The organism is Geminicoccaceae bacterium, assembly GCA_020638465.1.
Taxonomy (GTDB): Bacteria; Pseudomonadota; Alphaproteobacteria; order Geminicoccales; family Geminicoccaceae; genus JAGREO01.
Map to the genome: position 1 here is coordinate 1,520,874 of JACKIM010000001.1, position 19,601 is coordinate 1,540,474.

21 protein-coding genes, 1 tRNA gene and 1 pseudogene are annotated in these 19,601 nt (G+C 62.4%); 13 read left to right on the forward strand and 10 right to left on the reverse strand.

The window, feature by feature from the left end; all coding sequences use genetic code 11:
- Positions 1 to 21 precede the first annotated feature (21 nt).
- Positions 22 to 96: transfer RNA gene (locus tag H6851_07205), tRNA-Val, on the forward strand.
- A 398-nt stretch (positions 97 to 494) separates the two neighbouring features.
- Entirely contained in the window at positions 495 to 1,757 is a 1,263-nt protein-coding gene (gene glgC / locus H6851_07210) for a glucose-1-phosphate adenylyltransferase (GenBank protein ID MCB9943394.1), read from the forward strand.
- Positions 1,758 to 1,814: 57 nt separating this feature from the next.
- On the opposite strand, the gene H6851_07215 is transcribed toward glgC, so the two are convergent.
- Both H6851_07215 and H6851_07220 read right to left on the reverse strand, forming a co-directional pair.
- Positions 1,815 to 2,852 (reverse strand): L-idonate 5-dehydrogenase, encoded by a 1,038-nt coding sequence (locus tag H6851_07215; GenBank protein ID MCB9943395.1) that lies wholly within the window; start codon positions 2,850 to 2,852, stop codon positions 1,815 to 1,817.
- Positions 2,849 to 3,805, reverse strand: coding sequence for a LysR family transcriptional regulator (locus tag H6851_07220; GenBank protein ID MCB9943396.1), 957 nt, complete (start codon positions 3,803 to 3,805; stop codon positions 2,849 to 2,851). The genes H6851_07215 and H6851_07220 overlap by 4 nt, the downstream gene beginning before the upstream one ends.
- Positions 3,806 to 3,936: 131 nt before the next feature.
- On the opposite strand from H6851_07220, the gene H6851_07225 reads away from it, so the two are divergent.
- Positions 3,937 to 5,145, forward strand: coding sequence for a urate hydroxylase PuuD (locus H6851_07225; protein ID MCB9943397.1), 1,209 nt, complete (start codon positions 3,937 to 3,939; stop codon positions 5,143 to 5,145).
- Positions 5,142 to 6,488 carry a guanine deaminase gene (gene guaD / locus H6851_07230; protein MCB9943398.1) on the forward strand — a complete coding sequence of 449 codons (1,347 nt, stop codon included), beginning with the start codon at positions 5,142 to 5,144 and terminating at the stop codon, positions 6,486 to 6,488. The genes H6851_07225 and guaD overlap by 4 nt, the downstream gene beginning before the upstream one ends.
- 218 nt (positions 6,489 to 6,706) lie before the next feature.
- Here the strand turns inward: guaD and H6851_07235 are convergent, their stop codons facing one another.
- The 4 genes and pseudogenes from H6851_07235 to H6851_07250 all read right to left on the reverse strand — a co-directional run bounded on the left by H6851_07235 (position 6,707) and on the right by H6851_07250 (position 12,540).
- Positions 6,707 to 10,084, reverse strand: a complete 3,378-nt coding sequence (locus H6851_07235; GenBank protein MCB9943399.1) for an error-prone DNA polymerase — start codon at positions 10,082 to 10,084, stop codon at positions 6,707 to 6,709.
- Positions 10,081 to 11,559: a DNA polymerase Y family protein gene (locus tag H6851_07240; protein MCB9943400.1), complete on the reverse strand. Its 1,479-nt coding sequence runs from the start codon at positions 11,557 to 11,559 to the stop codon at positions 10,081 to 10,083. The genes H6851_07235 and H6851_07240 overlap by 4 nt, the downstream gene beginning before the upstream one ends.
- A complete protein-coding gene (locus H6851_07245) occupies positions 11,501 to 12,064 on the reverse strand; it encodes a hypothetical protein (protein ID MCB9943401.1) in 564 nt (187 codons plus the stop codon). Before H6851_07245 ends, H6851_07240 begins: the two co-directional genes overlap by 59 nt.
- A gap of 300 nt (positions 12,065 to 12,364) precedes the next feature.
- Positions 12,365 to 12,540, reverse strand: a pseudogene (locus tag H6851_07250) (transposase).
- A 53-nt stretch (positions 12,541 to 12,593) separates the two neighbouring features.
- Between H6851_07250 and H6851_07255 the strand changes: the two are divergent.
- On the forward strand, positions 12,594 to 13,142 hold the full coding sequence (locus H6851_07255; GenBank protein ID MCB9943402.1) for a hypothetical protein: 549 nt from the start codon (positions 12,594 to 12,596) through the stop codon (positions 13,140 to 13,142).
- 4 nt (positions 13,143 to 13,146) lie between these two features.
- On the opposite strand, the gene H6851_07260 is transcribed toward H6851_07255, so the two are convergent.
- The gene (locus H6851_07260) at positions 13,147 to 13,410 is read right to left on the reverse strand and encodes a helix-turn-helix domain-containing protein (protein ID MCB9943403.1); all 264 of its coding nucleotides are present in this window, start codon (positions 13,408 to 13,410) and stop codon (positions 13,147 to 13,149) included.
- Positions 13,391 to 13,666 carry a BrnT family toxin gene (locus H6851_07265; protein MCB9943404.1) on the reverse strand — a complete coding sequence of 92 codons (276 nt, stop codon included), beginning with the start codon at positions 13,664 to 13,666 and terminating at the stop codon, positions 13,391 to 13,393. The genes H6851_07260 and H6851_07265 overlap by 20 nt, the downstream gene beginning before the upstream one ends.
- A gap of 17 nt (positions 13,667 to 13,683) precedes the next feature.
- On the opposite strand from H6851_07265, the gene H6851_07270 reads away from it, so the two are divergent.
- From H6851_07270 to H6851_07295, 6 genes are all read left to right on the forward strand, one after another.
- Complete coding sequence (locus H6851_07270; protein ID MCB9943405.1) at positions 13,684 to 13,860, forward strand: hypothetical protein; 177 nt, start codon at positions 13,684 to 13,686, stop codon at positions 13,858 to 13,860.
- Between the two features lie 85 nt (positions 13,861 to 13,945).
- Positions 13,946 to 14,134 (forward strand): type II toxin-antitoxin system HicA family toxin, encoded by a 189-nt coding sequence (locus H6851_07275; protein MCB9943406.1) that lies wholly within the window; start codon positions 13,946 to 13,948, stop codon positions 14,132 to 14,134.
- A gap of 11 nt (positions 14,135 to 14,145) precedes the next feature.
- Complete coding sequence (locus tag H6851_07280; protein ID MCB9943407.1) at positions 14,146 to 14,529, forward strand: type II toxin-antitoxin system HicB family antitoxin; 384 nt, start codon at positions 14,146 to 14,148, stop codon at positions 14,527 to 14,529.
- A 9-nt stretch (positions 14,530 to 14,538) separates the two neighbouring features.
- Positions 14,539 to 14,787: a type II toxin-antitoxin system ParD family antitoxin gene (locus H6851_07285; protein ID MCB9943408.1), complete on the forward strand. Its 249-nt coding sequence runs from the start codon at positions 14,539 to 14,541 to the stop codon at positions 14,785 to 14,787.
- A 92-nt stretch (positions 14,788 to 14,879) separates the two neighbouring features.
- Positions 14,880 to 15,086: a hypothetical protein gene (locus tag H6851_07290; GenBank protein MCB9943409.1), complete on the forward strand. Its 207-nt coding sequence runs from the start codon at positions 14,880 to 14,882 to the stop codon at positions 15,084 to 15,086.
- Between the two features lie 79 nt (positions 15,087 to 15,165).
- Positions 15,166 to 15,630 (forward strand): hypothetical protein, encoded by a 465-nt coding sequence (locus H6851_07295; protein ID MCB9943410.1) that lies wholly within the window; start codon positions 15,166 to 15,168, stop codon positions 15,628 to 15,630.
- Positions 15,631 to 15,809: 179 nt separating this feature from the next.
- Here the strand turns inward: H6851_07295 and H6851_07300 are convergent, their stop codons facing one another.
- Complete coding sequence (locus H6851_07300; protein ID MCB9943411.1) at positions 15,810 to 16,235, reverse strand: type II toxin-antitoxin system HicB family antitoxin; 426 nt, start codon at positions 16,233 to 16,235, stop codon at positions 15,810 to 15,812.
- Positions 16,236 to 16,303: 68 nt separating this feature from the next.
- Positions 16,304 to 16,459, reverse strand: a complete 156-nt coding sequence (locus H6851_07305; protein ID MCB9943412.1) for a hypothetical protein — start codon at positions 16,457 to 16,459, stop codon at positions 16,304 to 16,306.
- Positions 16,460 to 17,448: 989 nt separating this feature from the next.
- Here H6851_07305 and mobC point away from each other — a divergent pair.
- Both mobC and H6851_07315 read left to right on the forward strand, forming a co-directional pair.
- Positions 17,449 to 17,742 (forward strand): plasmid mobilization relaxosome protein MobC, encoded by a 294-nt coding sequence (mobC, locus tag H6851_07310; GenBank protein MCB9943413.1) that lies wholly within the window; start codon positions 17,449 to 17,451, stop codon positions 17,740 to 17,742.
- Positions 17,739 to 19,550, forward strand: a complete 1,812-nt coding sequence (locus H6851_07315; GenBank protein MCB9943414.1) for an AAA family ATPase — start codon at positions 17,739 to 17,741, stop codon at positions 19,548 to 19,550. Before mobC ends, H6851_07315 begins: the two co-directional genes overlap by 4 nt.
- Positions 19,551 to 19,601: the final 51 nt, after the last annotated feature.

The following is a 19,601-nucleotide window of genomic DNA, read 5'->3' on the forward strand; positions in this document are numbered from 1 at the left end:
TGTCCTAGATCACGAGACGTCGGGCGCGTAGCTCAGCGGGAGAGCACTACGTTGACATCGTAGGGGTCACTGGTTCAATCCCAGTCGCGCCCACCATCCATGGATTTCCACCCGACATTAGTCCATCTCCGGGCCTTTTTTGCTTGCCGCCATGCCTGCGGAAGGAACGCCGGTGCTGACGCATGTCGGCGCCTTGGTCACCGCGTTGGGACTGCAGATACCATCTCGTCTTCATCCCGAAATGTCGGCGCGAAGCGCTGTACAGCGGCTCGTATCCGGGTTCGGCGTTTCGATGGCTTGGCGGACACAAGGAGAGCAGGGGAATTGAAGGTCGCCTGCTGCCGGGTCATGCCCACATGAACAGCAATGGTTTTTCCGCTGGCTTACTTCGGCCGGTTTGCGCCGAGTGTACATGTGCGAATGATGTTTGCTTGTTTTCATGCTTTTGGCCAGACTGACCGCAGCGACAATGAACGTTCGTACAGGGGGAACGCATGACGACCCGCGATCCGAGGGGCTCCATTCTTGCTCGTAACTCGATGGCCTATGTACTTGCTGGCGGTCGGGGGTCGCGGCTGAGGGAACTGACGGACATCCGGGCCAAGCCTGCCGTCTATTTCGGTGGCAAGACCCGGATTATCGACTTTGCCCTGTCCAATGCCATCAATTCGGGTATCAGGCGGATCGGTGTCGCGACCCAGTACAAGGCCCATTCGCTCATACGCCATCTGCAGCGGGGCTGGAATTTCCTTCGGCCCGAGCGGAACGAGAGCTTCGACATCCTGCCGGCAAGCCAGCGTGTGTCGGAAACGCAGTGGTACGAAGGCACGGCGGATGCCGTCTATCAGAATATCGACATCATCGATGCCTACGGTGTCAATCACATCATCGTGCTGGCCGGTGATCACATCTACAAGATGGATTACGAACTCATGCTGCAACAGCACGAGGCGACCGGTGCGGATGTCACTGTCGGTTGTCTCGAAGTTCCGCGCATGGAGGCGACGGGTTTCGGTGTGATGCATGTCGATGACGACGACCGCATCATTTCGTTCCTCGAAAAGCCTGCCGACCCGCCCGGTATGCCTGACAAGCCTGACATGGCGCTCGCCAGCATGGGGATCTACGTGTTCTCCACCAAGTTCCTGTTCGAACGCCTGTGTGAAGATGCGGAAAATCCCGATTCGAACCACGATTTCGGCCACAATATCATTCCTGCCATTGTCCAGGGCGGCAAGGCTGTGGCGCACAGGTTCACCGAAAGCTGCATCAAGAGCCCGGAAGAAAAGGAAGCCTACTGGCGGGACGTGGGGACAATCGACGCCTATTGGGAGGCGAATATCGACCTGACATCGGTTACCCCTGCACTTGATCTCTATGATACGGACTGGCCGATCTGGACCTATGCAGAAATTACTCCGCCGGCCAAATTCGTTCATGACGAGGAGGGCAGGCGAGGGCTGGCCGTGGCCTCACTGGTCTCGGGCGGTTGTATCGTTTCCGGTGCCGGTCTGAAGCGCTCGCTGTTGCACACCGGAGTTCGTGTAAACTCCTATTGCATGCTCGAAGGTGCAGTGGTTTTGCCGCAGGTTGTTGTCGAACGTGGCGCAAGGCTGCGCAATGTGGTGGTGGATCGAGGTGTGCGCATTCCCGAGGGGCTTGTCGTCGGCGAGGACCCCAAGCTCGATGCCGAGCGTTTCCGCCGCTCCGACAAGGGCATTTGTCTCATCACAAAGGCGATGATCGACAGGCTCTGAAAGTCGCCATGAAGCCGCATTCGTCGCGCTCCACGTCCACGAATGCGGCCAGGCAGGTCAGGCGACCAACTGCACCTTCATGGCACGGTTGCGGTCAAGGGCCAGTTCGAAGGCTTCGTGCGCCCGACCAAGGGGCAGACTGTGGCTCAGGAGCGGTGTCAGGTCGACCCTGCCCGCCGCCATCAGCGCCAGTGCCGCGTCGAACTCCGGATCGAAGCGGAAGGATCCGCGAAGGTCGATCTCCTTGGCCATGATACGGTTGCCCAGAATCGGTTGCGGCCCGCCCGGGAGAGCTCCCACCTGTACGATCACGCCGCGAGGGGCCGTCGCCGTCACGGCCGCTTCAAGCGCCTTCAGTGAAGCCGAACATTCGATCACGACATCGACACTGCCCTTGCCGTGTCCCAAGGCTCCAAGGGTGTCGGCATCCCGTGAAAGGTCGATCACCTCATCCGCGCCGAGCATTCGTGCCGTTTCCAGTGGGGCTGCCATCAGATCGGTGGCGATGATGCGGCTGGCTCCGGCAAGGCGGGCTGCGGCAACGGCCAGACAGCCGATCGGTCCGGCTCCGGTTATCATCACCGTCTTGCCGAGGATGGGACCGGCGCGATTGACCGCATGCAGGGTGACGGCGAAGGGCTCGGCCAGCGCTGCCAGCGACAGGGGCAGATCATCGTTCACCGGCCGGCACTGTCGCGCCTCGACCAGCGTCAGTTCCTCGAACAACCCCTGTGTATGCGGCATGTACATCGCCGAACCATTGAACAGCATCCGTTCGCAATGATTGCGCTTGCCGGCCAGGCAATATCGACAGGCATTGCATGGGCGTGACGGGTTTACCGCCACTCTCATCCCCGCATGGAGGTCTTCCACACCGTCTCCGACGGCATCGATGACCCCGGCCATCTCATGTCCCAGCACCAGGGGCTCGCGCAGGACGATCTCACCCACCGCGCCACTCTTGTAATAGTGCAGGTCGCTGCCGCAGATGCCGCCGGCCGCCAGTTGCAGGCTGACCTGGCCGGGACCGGGTCGAGCCGGAGTCCGTTCCTCAAGTCGCAGGTCCTTTGCACCGTGAATGACGCATGAGATCATGACAGTTCCTCGCCCGATGGTGATTGTCCAATCATAGCCCGTTCTTCGGCGGCCGTCCTGTCGATCCATGGAGGACCATGTTCCACGACATAGTCGGCGAACACCCGAACCTTGGCCGGCAGCAGGTGACGGTGCGGACAGAGCACGGCCAGCGTGACGGGCTCCGGCGGCAGGTCGGGCAGAATGGGTACCAGCCTCCCGTTCTGGAGATGTTCGGCCACCTCGAACACGGGCTTCAGGACAATTCCCAGTCCCAGCAAGGCCCATTCCGTCAGTGTATCGCCATCATCGGCATCGAGCGCGCCTTGCACCGGCAGGGTTCTCGGGCCCTCCGCCGTCTGCAGTGTCCAGCGGAATTGACGTGAGCCCGGAAAGCGAAGGAGCAGGCACTGGTGCTGCATCAGTTCATCCGGGTCACCGGGTACTCCGTGCCGGTCGAGATAGTCCGGCGAGGCGCACAGGATCCGCTCGCAATCGGCAATCTTGCGCTGGATCAGGCTGGAATCCTCAAGATTTCCCAGTCGAATGGCAAGGTCCACTCCCTCACCCAGCAGGTCCAGCAGGTGATCGGACAGGCGCAGGCGTACCGCGACCTCGGGATAGATCGAGCGAAATCCGGCGATCATCCTGGGCAGGAAGCGGCGCCCGAAGCTCAAGGGTGCGGTGACGCGAAGATTGCCGGAGGGTCTCGTGCCGGCTTCGCTGACGCTCGCTTCGGCGGCATCCAGCGCCGCGATGACATCCGTACTCGACTCGTAGAATATCCGGCCATGCTCCGTAACCTGCACCTTGCGGGTCGTGCGGTTGAGCAGGCGCACGCCCAGATGCTGTTCGAGCTGCATCATCCGGTGGCTGACCACGGCTGGCGACACGCGATGGCGGCGGCCGGCTCCGGACATCGAACCGACCTCGACCACGGCCATGAACAGACGGATATTCTCAAGCAGTGACATGCCGCGAAGTCTCGGACTTTTCGGGATGGTTTGAAAGTCCTAAGCCTGATCCATGGTTGGTCACCGTGTTGCAGTCCGGCTAACAGCGTAACGATGAAGAGCCGATGGCTGTGCTGCTGGACGAGGGAGCGTTGGAAATGGATGCGATCCTGTTCGAATGGTTGAGCATGGGGGTACGCTGGCTGCACGTGATCGCGGGGATCGCCTGGATCGGCAGCTCATTCTATTTCGTGCATCTTGATCTCAGCCTGCGCAAGAGGCCGGGTTTGCCCGAAGGTGCGGGCGGCGAAGCGTGGCAGGTCCATGGAGGCGGTTTCTACAACATGGTCAAGTACATGGTGGCGCCGGCCAGAATGCCGGAGGAGCTGACCTGGTTCAAATGGGAAGCCTATACCACCTGGCTTTCCGGCTTTGCCATGATGATCATCGTCTATTACTTCTCGGCCGAACTCTATCTCGTCGACCGCAGCGTGCTCGATATTTCGCCCGCGACGTCCATAGTCATCAGCCTTGTCGGGCTTGGTGCCGGTTGGGTGGTCTATGATGTGTTGTGCAAATCGCCGCTCGGGCGCAACGATGTGGCGCTGGCGGCCGTAGGCTTCGTCTTCCTCGTGGTGTTGTCGGTCATCTTCCAGCATGTCTTCAGCGGTCGCGGTGCATTCATGCAGATCGGTGCCCTGATCGGCACCATGATGGTCGCCAATGTCGCCCACGTCATCATTCCCAACCAGCGCAAGGTCGTCGCGGCCCTCAAGGCCGGCGAGGCACCCGATCCGAAGCTCGGCCAGGAAGCCAAGCAGCGCTCTCTACACAACAACTATCTCACATTGCCGGTTATCTTCGTGATGATCGGCAATCATTATCCGCTGGTCTTTGCCAGCCCGTGGATGTGGCTGATGCTGGCCATCGTGCTCGTGATGGGTGCCGTCATCCGTCATTTCTTCAACACCAGGCACAGGGGACTGCCGACTCCATGGTGGACAGTCGGTGTCGCGATCGCAGGCATGGTGGCCATCATCGTTTTGTCGACATTGCCACCTCCGGGAGAACTCGTCGGGGATGATAGTGAACCGGCATCGGCAAGCATGGATGACGTGGAACTGGTCGTGGCGTCACGTTGCTCCATGTGCCACGCCCGCGAACCGCTCTGGGAAGGCATTCATGTCGCGCCCAAGGGGGTTTATCTTGAGACGCGGAATGACATCAGGTTGCATCGACATGCCATCGGGGTGCAGGCGGTGCGCACCCATGCCATGCCGCCCGGCAATGTTACCGGGATCGACGACGACGAGCGGCGCGTGCTGGCCGCATGGCTCGATGCGGGAGCGCCCGTGAAATGACGTCGAGGGCGATGCGCGGGCGTTTGGTATCCTTTGGAGACGGTCCCGAAAGGCCGTTGCTGATCGAAAGGGGAACGTTGCTCGTCGAGGATGGCCGGATTGCCGCCATCGGGCAGAACATCGACATTCCAGGAGGGGTGGAAGTCGACGACCATGGCGATCTGTTGATCATGCCGGGGTTTATCGACACCCATCTGCATTACCCGCAGACCCAGGTGATCGGCTCCTACGGCGCTCAACTGCTGGACTGGCTTCAGCGTTATACATTCGTGGAGGAACAGCGATTCTCCGACGAAGCCCATGCCAGGTATGTCGCCCGCTTTTTCTTCGACGAGCTGCTGCGCAACGGGACGACGACCGCCTGCGTGTACTGCACGAGTCATGTCCAATCGGCGGAAGCGTTTTTCGCCGAGAGTGAGCGACGCGGCACGTGCATGATCGCCGGCAAGGTGATGATGGACAGGGGCGCACCGGATGGCCTTCTCGATACCCCGGAGCGAGCCCATGACGAGAGCGCTGCCCTCATCGGACGATGGCATGGCCGGGGGAGGCAGCTCTATGCCATCACTCCGCGCTTTGCCATCACCTCGACAGAAGCCCAGCTTGAGGTTGCGGCAGCGCTGTTGCGCGAATATCCGCAATGCTATCTGCAAACGCACCTGTCCGAGAACCTTCGCGAGATCGAGACAATTGCCGAGCTGTTCCCTTGGTCAAAAAATTATACAAACGTGTATGACCATTACGGTCTGCTCGGTGAGCGCTCGATCTTCGGTCACTGCATCCATCTGGATGCCGAAGAGTGCTCCCGGCTTGCGGCGACCGGCTCGATTGCCGCCTTCTGCCCGACATCGAACCTTTTCATCGGCTCCGGGCTGTTCAATCGCCGCAAGCTTGTCGACGCTGGCATGGTTGTGACACTTGCCACCGATATCGGTGGGGGGACAAGCTACTCGATGCTGCGCACGGCGGCGGAAGCGTATAAGGTTTTGCAATTGCAGGGACAGAACCTGCCAGCCTTTGAAATGTTCCACATGATGACGGCCGGCAACGCGAAAGCCCTCGGGCTCGACTCCGAAATCGGAACTCTGGCAGCAGGCAGTATTGCCGACCTGGTTGTCCTCGACACTTATGCGACACCCGCCATGGCCCATCGGATGGAGGCGATCGTCACGGATGATCCCCTGCAACGCTTTTCCGAAGAACTGTTCATACTGGCCACCATGGGCGATGATCGTTCTGTCAGGGAAGTATACATTATGGGAAATTCTTGTTTGCCAGCAAGGGGTCAGGCAACTGCCGTTTCTGGCCCGTTCGCGTTGAAAGGATCAACATCGCCGCGTTGAAAGCGGATCGCGACCAGCTTTGGGCCGAGGCCGTTTCCGCCTGCGGCCGCGCAGGCTGTGAATGATTCCAATGCAGTGAACCACTGCACCACTCATTCTGCAATTTTTCTGTTGCCCACGAAAATTGCGCGTCTGCGCGTTGCGATTGTAAAATGGGTACCCCCTGCGAGCATGGCAACCCGTCAGCAATTGGGCATCTCGTCAATGCGCGGCTATGCTCAATGAAAGTCCCGGCTTGGGAATAATCGCTTGGCTTGGTCACGCGGATGCATGGCGCGGGGAGTGGGCAGCGGTCTTGATGGTGCACTGTCGGTCCGGGTCGTGGCCTGGTCGATGGCATCACTCATCGGGTGGCCCAGATCGGCAAGGCGGTGGGATACATCCTCAATTCGTTCGGCAATAAGATGTGTCACGATGCCTTCGCGCTGCAGACGGCCGGTTGTGCGCAGTAGCCGGCCACCCATGACCTCGCGGCGGAAGCGTTCGAAGACCTTGTTCCAGACCACCACATTGCTGACACCGGTTTCGTCCTCGAGCGTCAGGAAGACCACGCCCGAGGCCGTGCCGGGCCGCTGACGGGTAATGACAAGACCGCAGACGGTAGTACGTTGCAAGGGTGCCTCGATCAGCTTGTCATGCGTGGTCAGGCCCGGCATCGAAGGGCGCAGCAGTTCCATCGGGTGGGCGCGCAGGGTCAGGCGGGTGGCTACATAATCTTCCACCACCTCTTCCCCCAGATGCATGGCCGGCAGGTTGACCCGTGGTTCGGCGATGGCTTCGCCGTCGATGGGGTCACGGAACAGGGGCAGCGGCATCTGACCACGAATGGCGCGCACCTGCCACAGTGCGTCGCGGCGGGTCAGGCCCATGGCGGCAAAGGCGTCGGCCTCGGCCAGGCGTTCCAGCACGGCGGGCGAGATACCCGCACGCAGCCAGACGGATTCCGGGTCGGGATAGCCATTGCCCCGCGCTGCTGCGATCCAGTCAGCGTCATCTTCGCGAAACCCCTTGATCTGGCGGAACCCGAGCCGCAGCGCCAGCATGCCATCGGCCCGGCGTTCCAGCGCATGATCCCACGCGCTGGAATTGACGCAGATCGGGCGGATCTCGACCTGATGATCGCGCGCGTCGCGGACGATCTGGGCCGGGGCATAGAACCCCATGGGCTGCGAATTCAGCAGCGCGCAGGCAAAGACCGCCGGATGATGGCGCTTCAGCCAGGCCGAGACATAGACCAGCAGCGCGAAGGCCGCCGCGTGGCTTTCGGGGAAACCGTAATCGGCAAAACCCTCAATCTGGGAAAAGCAGCGCGCAGCGACTTCGGTGCTGTAGCCGCGCGTCAGCATGCCGTTGATGAACTTGTGGCGATGTTCGCCAATCGTGCCCATGCGCCGGAACGATGCCAGCGCGCGGCGCAGGTGATCGGCCTCTTCCGCGGTATAGCCTGCGCCAACCACGGCGATCTGCAAGGCCTGCTCCTGAAACAGCGGCACGCCAAGCGTGCGGCGTGTAACCTGTTCCAGTTCCGGGCCGAAGGGTTCGGGTTTCTCAAGCCCCTGACGGCGGCGGATATAGGGCTGGACCATGCCGCCCTGAATCGGGCCGGGGCGGACGATGGCGACCTCGATCACCAGGTCATAGAATTCGCGTGGCTTCATCCGGGGCAGGAAATTCATCTGCGCCCGGCTTTCGACCTGAAATACTCCCACCGCATCGGCCACCTGCAACATCCTGTAGGTTTCCGGATCCTCGGGCGGGATGGTGGCCAGCGTCAGGCGCTGCCCCTCATGTTCATCCAGCAGGTCAAACGCCTTGCGGATGCAGGTCAGCATCCCCAGCCCCAGCACATCGACCTTGAGGATGCCAAGCGTGTCGATATCGTCCTTGTCCCACTCGATGACGGTCCGATCCTCCATCGCGGCGTTCTCGATGGGGCACAGCTCGTCCAGACGCCCCTTGGTGATGACGAAACCGCCGACATGCTGGGACAGATGGCGGGGAAAACCGATCAGTTCGCCGATCAGACGCAAAGTCTGGGCAAGCCGGCGGTCATTGGTGTTCAGGCCCAGTTCGCGTACGCGGTCCATATCGGGGCCATCGCTGGAATAGCCCCAGATCTGCCCCGACAGACCAGCGATGATATCCTGCGACAGGCCCATGACCTTGCCCACCTCGCGGATCGCGGCGCGGGACCGGAAATGGATCACGGTCGCGCAAAGCCCGGCGCGATGACGGCCGTATTTTTCATAAATCCACTGGATCACCTCTTCGCGGCGCTCATGTTCGAAATCCACGTCTATATCGGGCGGCTCGCCGCGATAGCGGGACACGAACCGTTCGAACACCATGCCGATCATGTCGGGCGAAACATCGGTGATGCCCAGGAGGTAACACAGGATCGAATTGGCCGCCGACCCGCGCCCCTGACACAGGATCCCCTGGCTGCGCGCATATTGGACGATATCATGGACGGTCAGGAAATAGGCCGGGAAATCCAGTTCGGCTACCACAGCCAGTTCCTTGGCCATCAGTTGCCGCGGTCTGTCCGGTGCGCCATTCGGGTAGCGACGGACAAGACCTGCCTGCGCCAGCCGGGTCAGACGGTCCATCGGTGTTTCGCCTCCTGACGCAATTTCGTCGGGATATTGATAGCTGAGCTCGCCGAGGCAAAAGGAGCAGCGCGAGGCGATCTCCAGCGTGCGGCGCAGGGCGGCCGGATAGTTGCGGAAGACCCGTTCCATATCCGCGCGGCCTTTCAGCCGCCTTTCGGCATTCGGCAAGGCCCGGGTGCCGATATTGTCGATGGTGCAGCCCTCGCGCATGCAAGTCAGCACATCGGCAAGGGGCCGTCGGCTGGCGCGGTGCATCAGCACATCGCCCACCGCAACCATCGGGGTCGCACAGCGCAAGGCCATCTGCGCGCAGGCCTTCAGCCAGGCCTGATCCGAACCGTCATAGCGCGGCGCGGCGCCCAGAAAGACATGGCCGGGAAAGCGGCGCTGGATGCGTTGAATATCGCCTGCGGCCTGATCCAGCCCGCCTTGCGGCAGTGCGATCAGGATCATGCCGATGCAGCCCTCCGGCAGATCGGCCAGATCCAGGTGGCATTCGCCCTTTTTCGCGCGCCTCTTGCCCAGGGTCAGCAACCGGGTCAGGCGTTGGTAAGCGGTCAGGTCCGTGGGCAGGGCCAGCCATTCGACCCCACTGTCGCGCAGGATCAGCCGACAACCCACAATCAGCCGGGGAAGGTGCGGCTTCTTGGGGCGGGCGATATCGTTCGGAGTGCTGATTTCCTGCCGCGAACAGGTGTCGATTCGATGTTGAGAACGGATCCGTACGGCTTCATCCGTCTCGCGCTGCAGTCCTTTCAGCGCAGCATGGGCCCTGACCACTCCGGCCAGCGAATTGCGATCGGTGATGGCGATGGCGGCAAGGCCCAGATCAGCCGCCCGCGTGACCAGTTCCTCGGGATGCGAGGCACCGGTCAGGAAAGTGAAATTCGTGGTGACACAGAGTTCGGCATAGCCACAAGCCTGCCACGCCCATTCGCGCCTTGCAGCTTCGCCCGGGCGGTGTTCGTGGTTGATCTCGATCATGCGAACTCCCCCTGTACGAACCAGCCGGGGGCTTGCGGCGTATGGAACAACCATAGCCGGCGGCCCTGCCGGGTCTGCACGCGCCAGTAATCGCGGACCCCGCTGCGCCAGTTCGGATCGTCAAGCCACCATTCCGGCGCGATCCGTTCGGGGCCTGTGGCGTTCAGGGTGGCCATGCTCATCCGCCGCCAACGGAATTGGGACGGCGGATGCGGGCCAGCGGCCGCAATGGGTTCGGGGGGGAACAGGATCAGCGGACGCGGGCGCGGCGCTGAGGGGAAAGGCTCGGGTCTGGACCAGGCGGCGGGCACGATGACAAAGCTGCGTTCGGGGATGTTGCTGTCAACGGGCAGGAAACGCTGCACATTCTCCAGCCCGATGCGGACTCCTATCCGGGTGATCAGGTCGTCTGTCCGGTCCGACGGGGGGGGCTTGTCATGATCGATCTGCCGCATCTCGAGCGGCTCGACCTGCACGGCCTCAAGTCGCAACCGGTCGATGCCAAATCCGGCATCGACCTCGCCGACTCCGCGCGCGAATAGTGGCAGGATACGGGCCGGATCGCGCATTGGCCGGGCCAGGCGCAGTTCCACATCCTGCGCCTGGCTGTCGACACGCTGCAGGGTCAGGTTCAGCACCCGCGCGCCGGTGCCATGATTTGCCATCTTGTCGCACAGCCGATCCAACAGGCGCCCGGTGGCGGCCATCACATCGGTCTCCAGTCCGATTGGCTCGGGCAGGCTAAGCCGCACGCCGTAATGCGGCGGTTCGGCATGCGGTGAGATCTGTTCCGGTTGCACGCCAAGCGCCTGATCCAACCGTATCATCAGCCCCGGCCCGAACCGACGTGCCAGCGGGGCACGGGGCGTATCGGCCAGTTGCGCGATGCTGCGTAGCCCCAGCCTTTGCAGCGCCGTGACGGTTTCGGCCTCCAGCCGCAACCCGGCCACCGGCAAAGGGCCAAGCGCCGCCAGCGCCGCACCCGGGCTGGCCACACCTTCGCCATGCCGGGCCAGCGCCCAGGCTGCACCACGCGTATCGCCCAACCCGACCTGTACCGTCAGCCCGGAACGCCTCAGCCGCTGGCGCAGATCATCCAGCATTGCCGCCTCGCCCCCCGACAAATGGGCCGAACCGGTGATGTCCATCACCAACCCATCATCGCCTTCCAGCCCGACCCAGGGGCAATAGCGCGTAGCCCATCGCCGCAAGACGCCAAGAAAGCGCCGATCTCCGTTCAGATCCGCCGGGCGGCTGTGCAGATCAGGGCACAGCGCGCGGGCATCAGAAAACATCATGCCACGATACAGCCCCTGCCGTTCGGCCGCCGCATTCAGGCAATGGATCCGGTCGGTGTTGCTGTTCCTCAGCATCAGCGCGAACGGCCCGTCCAGCGTCAGCGCGCGCAAGGCCCGGTCACTTGCCAGCCGGGGAAACCACAGTGAGACGACGCGCTTCTGCATTCCATCGAACATGCCAGGCACCTAATGTTCCTGATTTGTTCTTTATAAGTTGCCATATTTGCAGAGTCGAGTCTTCATTCCGCTGGTCAGGGTCCGCCACCGGGCTGCAACGCCATCGCGTCTCGACCGCCGGGCTGCCCATCCCTTCGGGGATCAGGCACAACCCGGTCGTCTGCCCGGCCTGCGCGGCCAGCTGCAACCTGCGTCCGGCGGTCAGACCGATCGGCGCGGTCAGTTCCATCACCACCAGCGGCAGCGCCCGATCACGCAACCCTTCCTCGGCAACCGCCAGGACTTCCGTCTGACCAGCCGCCTGCGCCAGCAACAGCCGGGACGGATCAAGATAACTGCCCAGCCCCGCAGGGGTGATCGTCTCGGATCGCCAGCCCGCCCGAACCCAGAGGAGGGATCCCCCCGCCTGCACCGCCGATACGGCAGCAAATGCAATCGCCAGGGAACCGCAAGCCTCGTGAACACGGGTCGGGCGAAGCGGAAAGGCTGTGATCTGATGCAACATGCGATCAAGATACCTGTCGGTTCAAACGAGTTCAAACTGACGATGCGGTCCAAAGCGGCTGGTCGCGCCAGGCCCAACTTCCCGGACCAGGGCCGCTGCTATCCTCGCAATCCGGTGGCTCGCACTGTCCGTCGGTAATCGAACCGTTATGCTGGATGCCACGATCTTGATGAGCTCGGGCCCAGCAGTCGCGCGCTCATTCTCATCCGCGCCACCCTCTGGCCCGTCATCCATCACCAAGGACGCAAAGCCGATCTCATCGCCGGACAGAACCAACCGTTCCTCCCGCGCCTGACGCCGCTATTGCGAAAGGTGCTGCGGCCGAAGACTATATGGCACCGCGCAACATCCGCCACACGCGCTCCCGGCCGCAGACTTTCCGCCACCACCCGTGCCTTGAACTCATCCGTCCAGCGCCGACGGTCCGTCGGACCCGACACAAGCTCTATACGATTGATCTGCAATGAAACTTCCACTACCAAATGGACTCATTTTGGTAGGCGACAGACGTTCTGGAACGCGCCTGCTCATGACCACCGAAACCCTCGAACCAACAACCGATAACGCAAATAATCCGGCCGAAAACCCGGATAACGCAACCGAGACCGGCAACAGTGCCGCCGCGGCCCTCTCGCAGCCGCCGGCGGACGATCCCGCCACGCCCGCGCTGCCCGACTGGGCGCAGGCGCTGGGCGACGCCGACCGCGAATGGCTGGGCAAGGCCGGGCACAAGGATATCGCCGCCGTCGTGCGCGGCTATCGCAGCCTTGAGACCTTCCTCGGCGCCGACAAGGCTGGCCGCGGCCTGGTGCGCCCGGCCGACGAGGCCGACGCCGAGGCATGGGACGAGTTCTACAAGGCGCTCGGCCGCCCCGACGATCCGGCAGGCTACGGCCTCGCCGAGCGCGAGGGTGCCGACCCGGAGTTCTCCGCCGCCGCCGCCAAGGCCATGCACGAGGCCGGGCTGACGCCGGCGCAGGCGAACGCGCTCACCGACTGGTTCAACGGCCACGGCTCCGGCCACAAGGCCGCCGTCGAACGCTTCGCCCGGCTGATGCAGGTCGCAGCGAAGGGATGACGGCTCAGGCGGGCTCGTTCAGGGCGTCGGCGATCTGGTCTGGCATCTTTGCCACGACCCGCAAATAGGAACGAACCGCGCGGGCAGGAACCCGGCGCCCCTGTTCCCAATCCCGCACCGACGCCCTCGAAAAGCCGTAGCGCGCGGCGAAGAGTTGCTGCGACAATCCAGTCGCCGCGCGCGCCCGCCGCGCCAGCAACGCCGTTCGGCCGCGCTCGAACTCCTCATCGGTCAACGGCTCGTCAGCTCTATCGAGGTTCTTCGAAATAACGTCGGATTTCACGTTCCTCTGCCTTTCGCACGCTGATGATGCGAGCAGTATTGCCGCGCATCGTGAAAGCACAGACACACACCGCCCCCGATGTCATGCCGTAGGCGATGATCCGCTCCTCACCATAGTCGAAGCGCAGGTCGAGCACTTCGAGCACGTTCGGGTCGGCGAGTACGGACGCACCGAGGGACAGCGAGAGCCCGTGCTTGCGCACGTTCTGGCGTTCCTTGTCGGAGTCGAACTCGATCTGCATGGAAAGATAGTACGTTATTGCCGTACTTTTTCAAGCGCAGTTGCGGCGATGCCGTACTTGATCGCGCTACAATCATCGTCGAACAGCTGCTGGCCGGCGAACGCCCGCGCCTGCCCATGGCTGACCGCCGTGCCGGATCGAAACCGGCCCGCCCGCAGCCGCCACGCGATGGCCAGCAGAGCCTCGGGCTGTGATGCCCTTCAATACACACTCCATACACACAAAACCTTGACCCAATACCTCGCGATGTGTATTCAATACACATAGTCGGGAGGTGTGATGGACAGTCGCCGGGTGTTGAAGCTGCTGCGCGAAGACGGCTGGGAAGTCGTCACGGTGCGCGGCTCGCACCACAAGCTCAGGCATCCCTCGAAGCCCGGCGCGGTCACGCTCCCGCATCCGAAAAAGGATCTGCCGGCGGGAACGCTCAAGTCGATCGAGCGTCAATCCGGCCTGAAGCTGACATAAGGGGCAATCTCATGGCCGTTCGCCATTACCGGGCTTTTCTCCATCGAGGCGATGACGGCGCCTTCGGCGTCGTGTTCCCGGAGTTTCCGGGCTGCGTCACCTGCGGTGATACCGCAAGCGCCGCGCTCGAAGCGGCCGCCGAAGCGATCGCCCTGCACGTCGAGGATATGGAGGCGATTGCCGAACCCGCCGATATCAGCGCGCCCGTTCCCGACTGGTGCGACCCGCCGGACATGGTGGCACTCGTGCCGCTGGAGGTTCCCGGCCGGTCGGTGCGTGTCCAGGTGACGATGGATGAGGGACTTCTCGCCCGTATCGACATGGCCGCGAAAGCCGGTGGCATGAGCCGTTCCGCCTTTCTCGCCGAGAGCGCGCGGGCCAGGCTGTCCGCATAGGAGGGGATTATGACTGCAAATCGCGCCGGCCACACGACCGTCACTCTTGGAGCGACAAAAGAAGTCGCCTTGCGCCTCGTCGCCGAGGGGCATTTCGAAAGTATCTCCGAAGCCTGCCGCGAGGGGTTGCGCCGGCTTGAAACCGAGCGCCGGATCATCGACAGGCTCGTGGCGCTCGGCGAGGAAGGCATGGCGAGCGGGATCGACGAGACCTTCGATATCGACCGCATGATCGAGGATATGGAAGAGGCGGGGTGAAGCTGGTCTGGTCGAACCGGGCCGTTGCCGAACTGCGGGAGATCCGCCGCTATTCGATCGAGCGGTGGGGCTGATCCGTTGCGGCAGCCTACATGCGTGATCTGCGCGATGCCGCCAGGGCCGCCGCGAGCGATCCGACGACGGCGAGACCGTTGCGCGGCCCATGGAAACGGGTGCGGGCACGCTCGCACATCCTGATCTGTTTCACGGATGAACAGGGCGACCGGTTTATTGTCGCCCGCGTCCTGTATGGCGCGATGGACATCGAACGGCATCTGCCGCCGGACTCTCGCAGCTGACACGATAGCCCATCCCGCTCATTGTCCCAAAAGGAACACCCGCAAGAGCCGGGCGCGGGCCGAAGCCGAACGCAGGGCGGTGCTCGATGCGATCATCCGGGGCCATACCATTCAGGCGGCGGCGCAAATCGCCGATGTGCCGCGCTCGACTGTCTATCACTGGAAAGAGCATGTACCCGGCTTCACGCAGGCGCTTGAGGAGGCGCAGGCCGTCGCCCTCGAAGTCTACGAGGAGGAAACCCGCCGACGTGCCATCGAGGGAATTCGCAAGATCCGGACGCACGACGGCCAGCCGATATTCGTGTGGGTCGCCCCCGACGGCAATGTGATCGAGGCACCACCGTTCGAGACGCGCGAAGAGGCGCTTGAAGCCGGCTACCGCCGCGAGCCTGTCTACGATGTGGCCTATAGCGACACTCTCGCAATCTTCCGCATGAAGGCCATCGCGCCGGACAAGTATTGCGACCGGCAGCGGATCGAGGCCAGCGTTGCCCCCAGCGAAGCACTCGCAGCGGCACTGGCGAAGGTCAGGGCGAGCGAGTGACTTTGCCGCCCGCTCTCTCCGAACAGACACAAGCGTGAGCGGTGAAAAGTATGGCATGGCCCGTAATCGCTCGGAAACGGCTGTCGTGGCGTGATTTCATCGTTTGTGCTATCGCAAGGCGGAATCGGGGCGAACGCGCTCTACGGGGCTTGCAGGCGGACTGGTGGCGATTTTGCATTTCAGGCGGCCACCACCTGCACGTCAGCAGTCATGCCGAACAGTGACAATGCCCGTTCGAGTTCTCCGGCCTTTGTCGTGTGGCGCAGACTGAGCAGTCGCCGCGCCGCGGTTTCGGATTTGTAGTCCATGCGGCGGGCCAGCTCGGCGACCGGCATCTGCTCTCGTGCGACGAGGCGGGCGAGTTCGAGTTTCAGGGTGGTCACGGCGTCCAGCGTTGTCATGCGCTCGCCGCGCCGGGCCTTCGAGGCGGCGGGCCAGTCGCGGCCGTCTTCGGCGTAGATTTCAAGCGCGGTCGCCAGTGCATCGGCAGCATTGGCCAGCGCCTCGTTCTCGTCGTCGCCTTCGGTGACGGCTTCCGGAACATCGCGGAACGTGACGGTGAAACCGCCTTCCTCGCAGAGCTCGAAATGGGCGGGGTAGCGCATGGCAGCCTCCTACAGCTCGTCGGGATCGACGCCAAGCCGCTCACAGATGCTTCGCATGGTGCCGCTCTTCAGCTCGCGCTTGTCGACGATGAGCGTTGAAACGCGGGGCCGTCGAACCAGACGCGACCGTGAGAACCGGCACCGGCCGATTTATCGAGCAGGAATTCCACGTCCTTCCTGCGGGCCAGTTTGCGAAGCCTGCGAATGAACTCCTGCGTCTTCATGGAGCAAGGCTCGCACAAAAGTGTGTATCCGTTCAACACAAAAACGTGCATATTACGCGTGATGGAAGGGGCCGATTCTGGTACAATCGGTGGGTCGGCACGGGCGAGTAGCGGGTTGGCTTCGAAACCGAAAAAACCTATTCCACAAAGGAAATTCGAAGATGACTACCCATTATCTAGAGGACGGAACGATAATTCGAGCAAGCTCAGCGGAGGAAGTGGAGGGGCGAGTGGAGGCGATGCGTTCACTAGCATCGAAGGGGCTGATCTCAGTGCACCCCTCGTGGCTGGGAGGCGATCCCGAGGAGGACCGGATGAGGGACTTGGCTATGGAGAAATACGCGAAGGGGTGGCGGAGAGACTCATCGACGGAATCGCAAAAGTCCCAAGAAAAGAACTCCTCCGAGGGGCCAAAGGGTCCTACATCAGACGAGTGAATGAAGACCGAACCGAGCGGGTCAGGATCGGGCGCTCGAAACGCTGACCTGAACCATCCCGTTCCAGCACGCCCCGTCATCGAAAGGTGGCGGGGTTTTTCATGTCCCGACATTCCCCCGAATTCCATCCGCGTGGCGACATGGTGGCGACACGGGCGATTTTGGGGATTTGCGGATAACAGCTATGTGCTTGATTTTGTTGGTGGACGTTTGGGGACCAACCTCGAACTCCCTTTTTGACACCTTGACCAAGTGGGAAGCCTACCTCAAGTCCGAAAACATCGACTTCGACACCCTTGTACATGATTCGACGGACGAGCCACCATCCCAAGACATCCAGACCGGTTCTGACCGGCATCCTGCGGCTGTTTCCACCTTCGTACCGCGAGGGCCTTCGCTATGAGTGGCCCGGTAGAATATTTGTCTGGCGCCGCTCACCCGTTCGCCACGGCCGCACACAATTACCGCCTCGGCCGGGGACGCGGTTCGGTGCGGATCACGTTGCGGCTGACCGACGAGGAGGCTGCAAAGCTGGAACGGATGAGCGCCGGGATGACCGTCAGCGCGTTTGTCCGGGGATGCGTGTTCGGTGACAGGAGTGCGCGGCGGAGACCGCGCGACCGGCGGCCAGTTGCGAGCGAGATCGAACTGGCGCAGGCGCTCGCGATGCTTGGCCAGTCGCGGATCGCGAACAATCTCAACCAGCTCGCCTATCAGGCCAACACCGGCACACTTGCCCTTGACGAGGGCGTGCACAGGCAGATCGAGGAGGCCTACGCCTATGTCGCGGCCATGCGGAAGTCGCTGCTGCACGCGCTCGGCCGGACGGTCGACGACCGGCCATGATCCTCAAGGGCTCACAGCGCGGCGGGGCGATTCAGCTTGCACGCCACCTCCTCAACGATGTCGACAACGATCACATCGAACTGCATGAGCTGCGCGGCTTCATTGCTGATGATCTCCCCGGCGCGATGAAAGAAGCGGAAGCGATCAGTCTCGGCACGAAATGCCAGCAATTCCTGTTCTCGCTGAGCTTGAGCCCGCCGCCGGGCGAAATTGTGCCGGTCGAGGAATTCGAGCGCGCCATTGCTGAAATCGAAGCGAAAATCGGGCTCGACGGCCAGCCGCGCGCCGTGATCTTTCATGAAAAGGAAGGACGCCGCCACGCGCACTGCGTCTGGTCGCGAATCGATGCCGAACTCATGAAGGCCATCAATTTGTCGCACTTCAAGCTGAAGCTTCGCGACATATCCCGCCAGCTCTTCCTTGAACATGGCTGGACCATGCCACGAGGGTTAGAAGAGAGCGTTAAGCGCGATCCTCTCAACTATGACCATGCCGAGGGGCAGCAGGCCAAGCGGGTCAAGCAAGATCCCAAGGAGCTGAAAGCTCTCTTCCGCCGGTGCTGGGAACGCTCCGACTCGAAAGCGGCCTTCGCGCGCGCCCTGAAGGAACAGGGCTTCATTCTGGCAAAAGGCGACCGGCGCGGGTTCGTCGCCGTCGACCGCCATGGCGAAGTCTATTCGATTTCCCGCTGGATCGGCGAGAAAGCCAAGGCCGTGCGGGCGCGGCTTGGCGAGGCCGACGATCTGCCCCGTGTTGACGAGGCACTCGCCCTGTTCGAGGTCGAGCTCTCCGACGAGACGCGGCACAAGGCCGAAACCGGCGATGCCGATCATGAACGCAAGCTGGCCGCGTTTGCAGCGAAGCGCGACGCGCTCGTCGACTGCCAGCGGCGGGCCAGACGGGAGCTTGGCGCAGCACAGGCCGCACGCCGGATCGAGACGACCGAAAGTTTCCAGACGGATGCGCGAGCCGGTTGGCGCAGGATTTGGAACAAGGTCACCGGCCAGCACAAAAAGAGACTGCAGGAGTGTGCTGCCGCCCATGAGGCGCTTGCCGAGCAGGACATCACCGAACGGCAACAGATGATCGCCGCGCAACTCAAGGAGCGCCGGGCGCTGGGCCATGAGATGCGGCGACTTCGCCTGCATCGATCCATCGAGACCCAGAGCCTGGGACGGTCTCTTGGTGATGATCTGCAAAACGTCGAACTCGATTCAGATCGCCCGCTCCCGGCGATCGATCCGAGGCGGCCGCTATTCATCGAAGATGAAAGCGATGCAGATGACAGCCGCGACATTCGTCGCCGCCCCGAGCGAATCATCGAGGTGCTGTCCCGCACGCGGGACACCTTCACCCGCAACGATATCGTGCGGGAGCTCAGCAAACATATTGATGATCCCCTCAAGCTCCGGCTCGCCATCGATCACGTCCTGCAATCGAAAGAGTTGATCGAGGTCGAGCAGGAACCGCAGCCGCGTTTCACGGCAAGATCGTTCCGCGCGGCGGAAGAGACGCTGAGCGCTGCCGTCGATAGCATGGCGGCGACACATAAACATGCCGTAGCTACCCGGACCATCGCTGCTGCAATCAAGGAACAGAACGACATTCTGGAAAAGCGCGTCGGGGCGAGGCTGAGCAACGAACAGGAACAGGCCATTCGCCATGTTCTCGGCCCTGAGCAGATTTCTGCCGTTGTCGGACTTGCGGGCGCAGGCAAAAGCACGGCGCTGGCAGCCGCCCGCACGGCCTGGGAGCGCCACGGCTACCAAGTTTTGGGTGCTGCTCTCTCTGGCCCGAGTTTGCGGTGAATGGGCATGTTTGGCGTGGTTTCTCGGTGATTTTCGTCAGCAAGCTGTTGA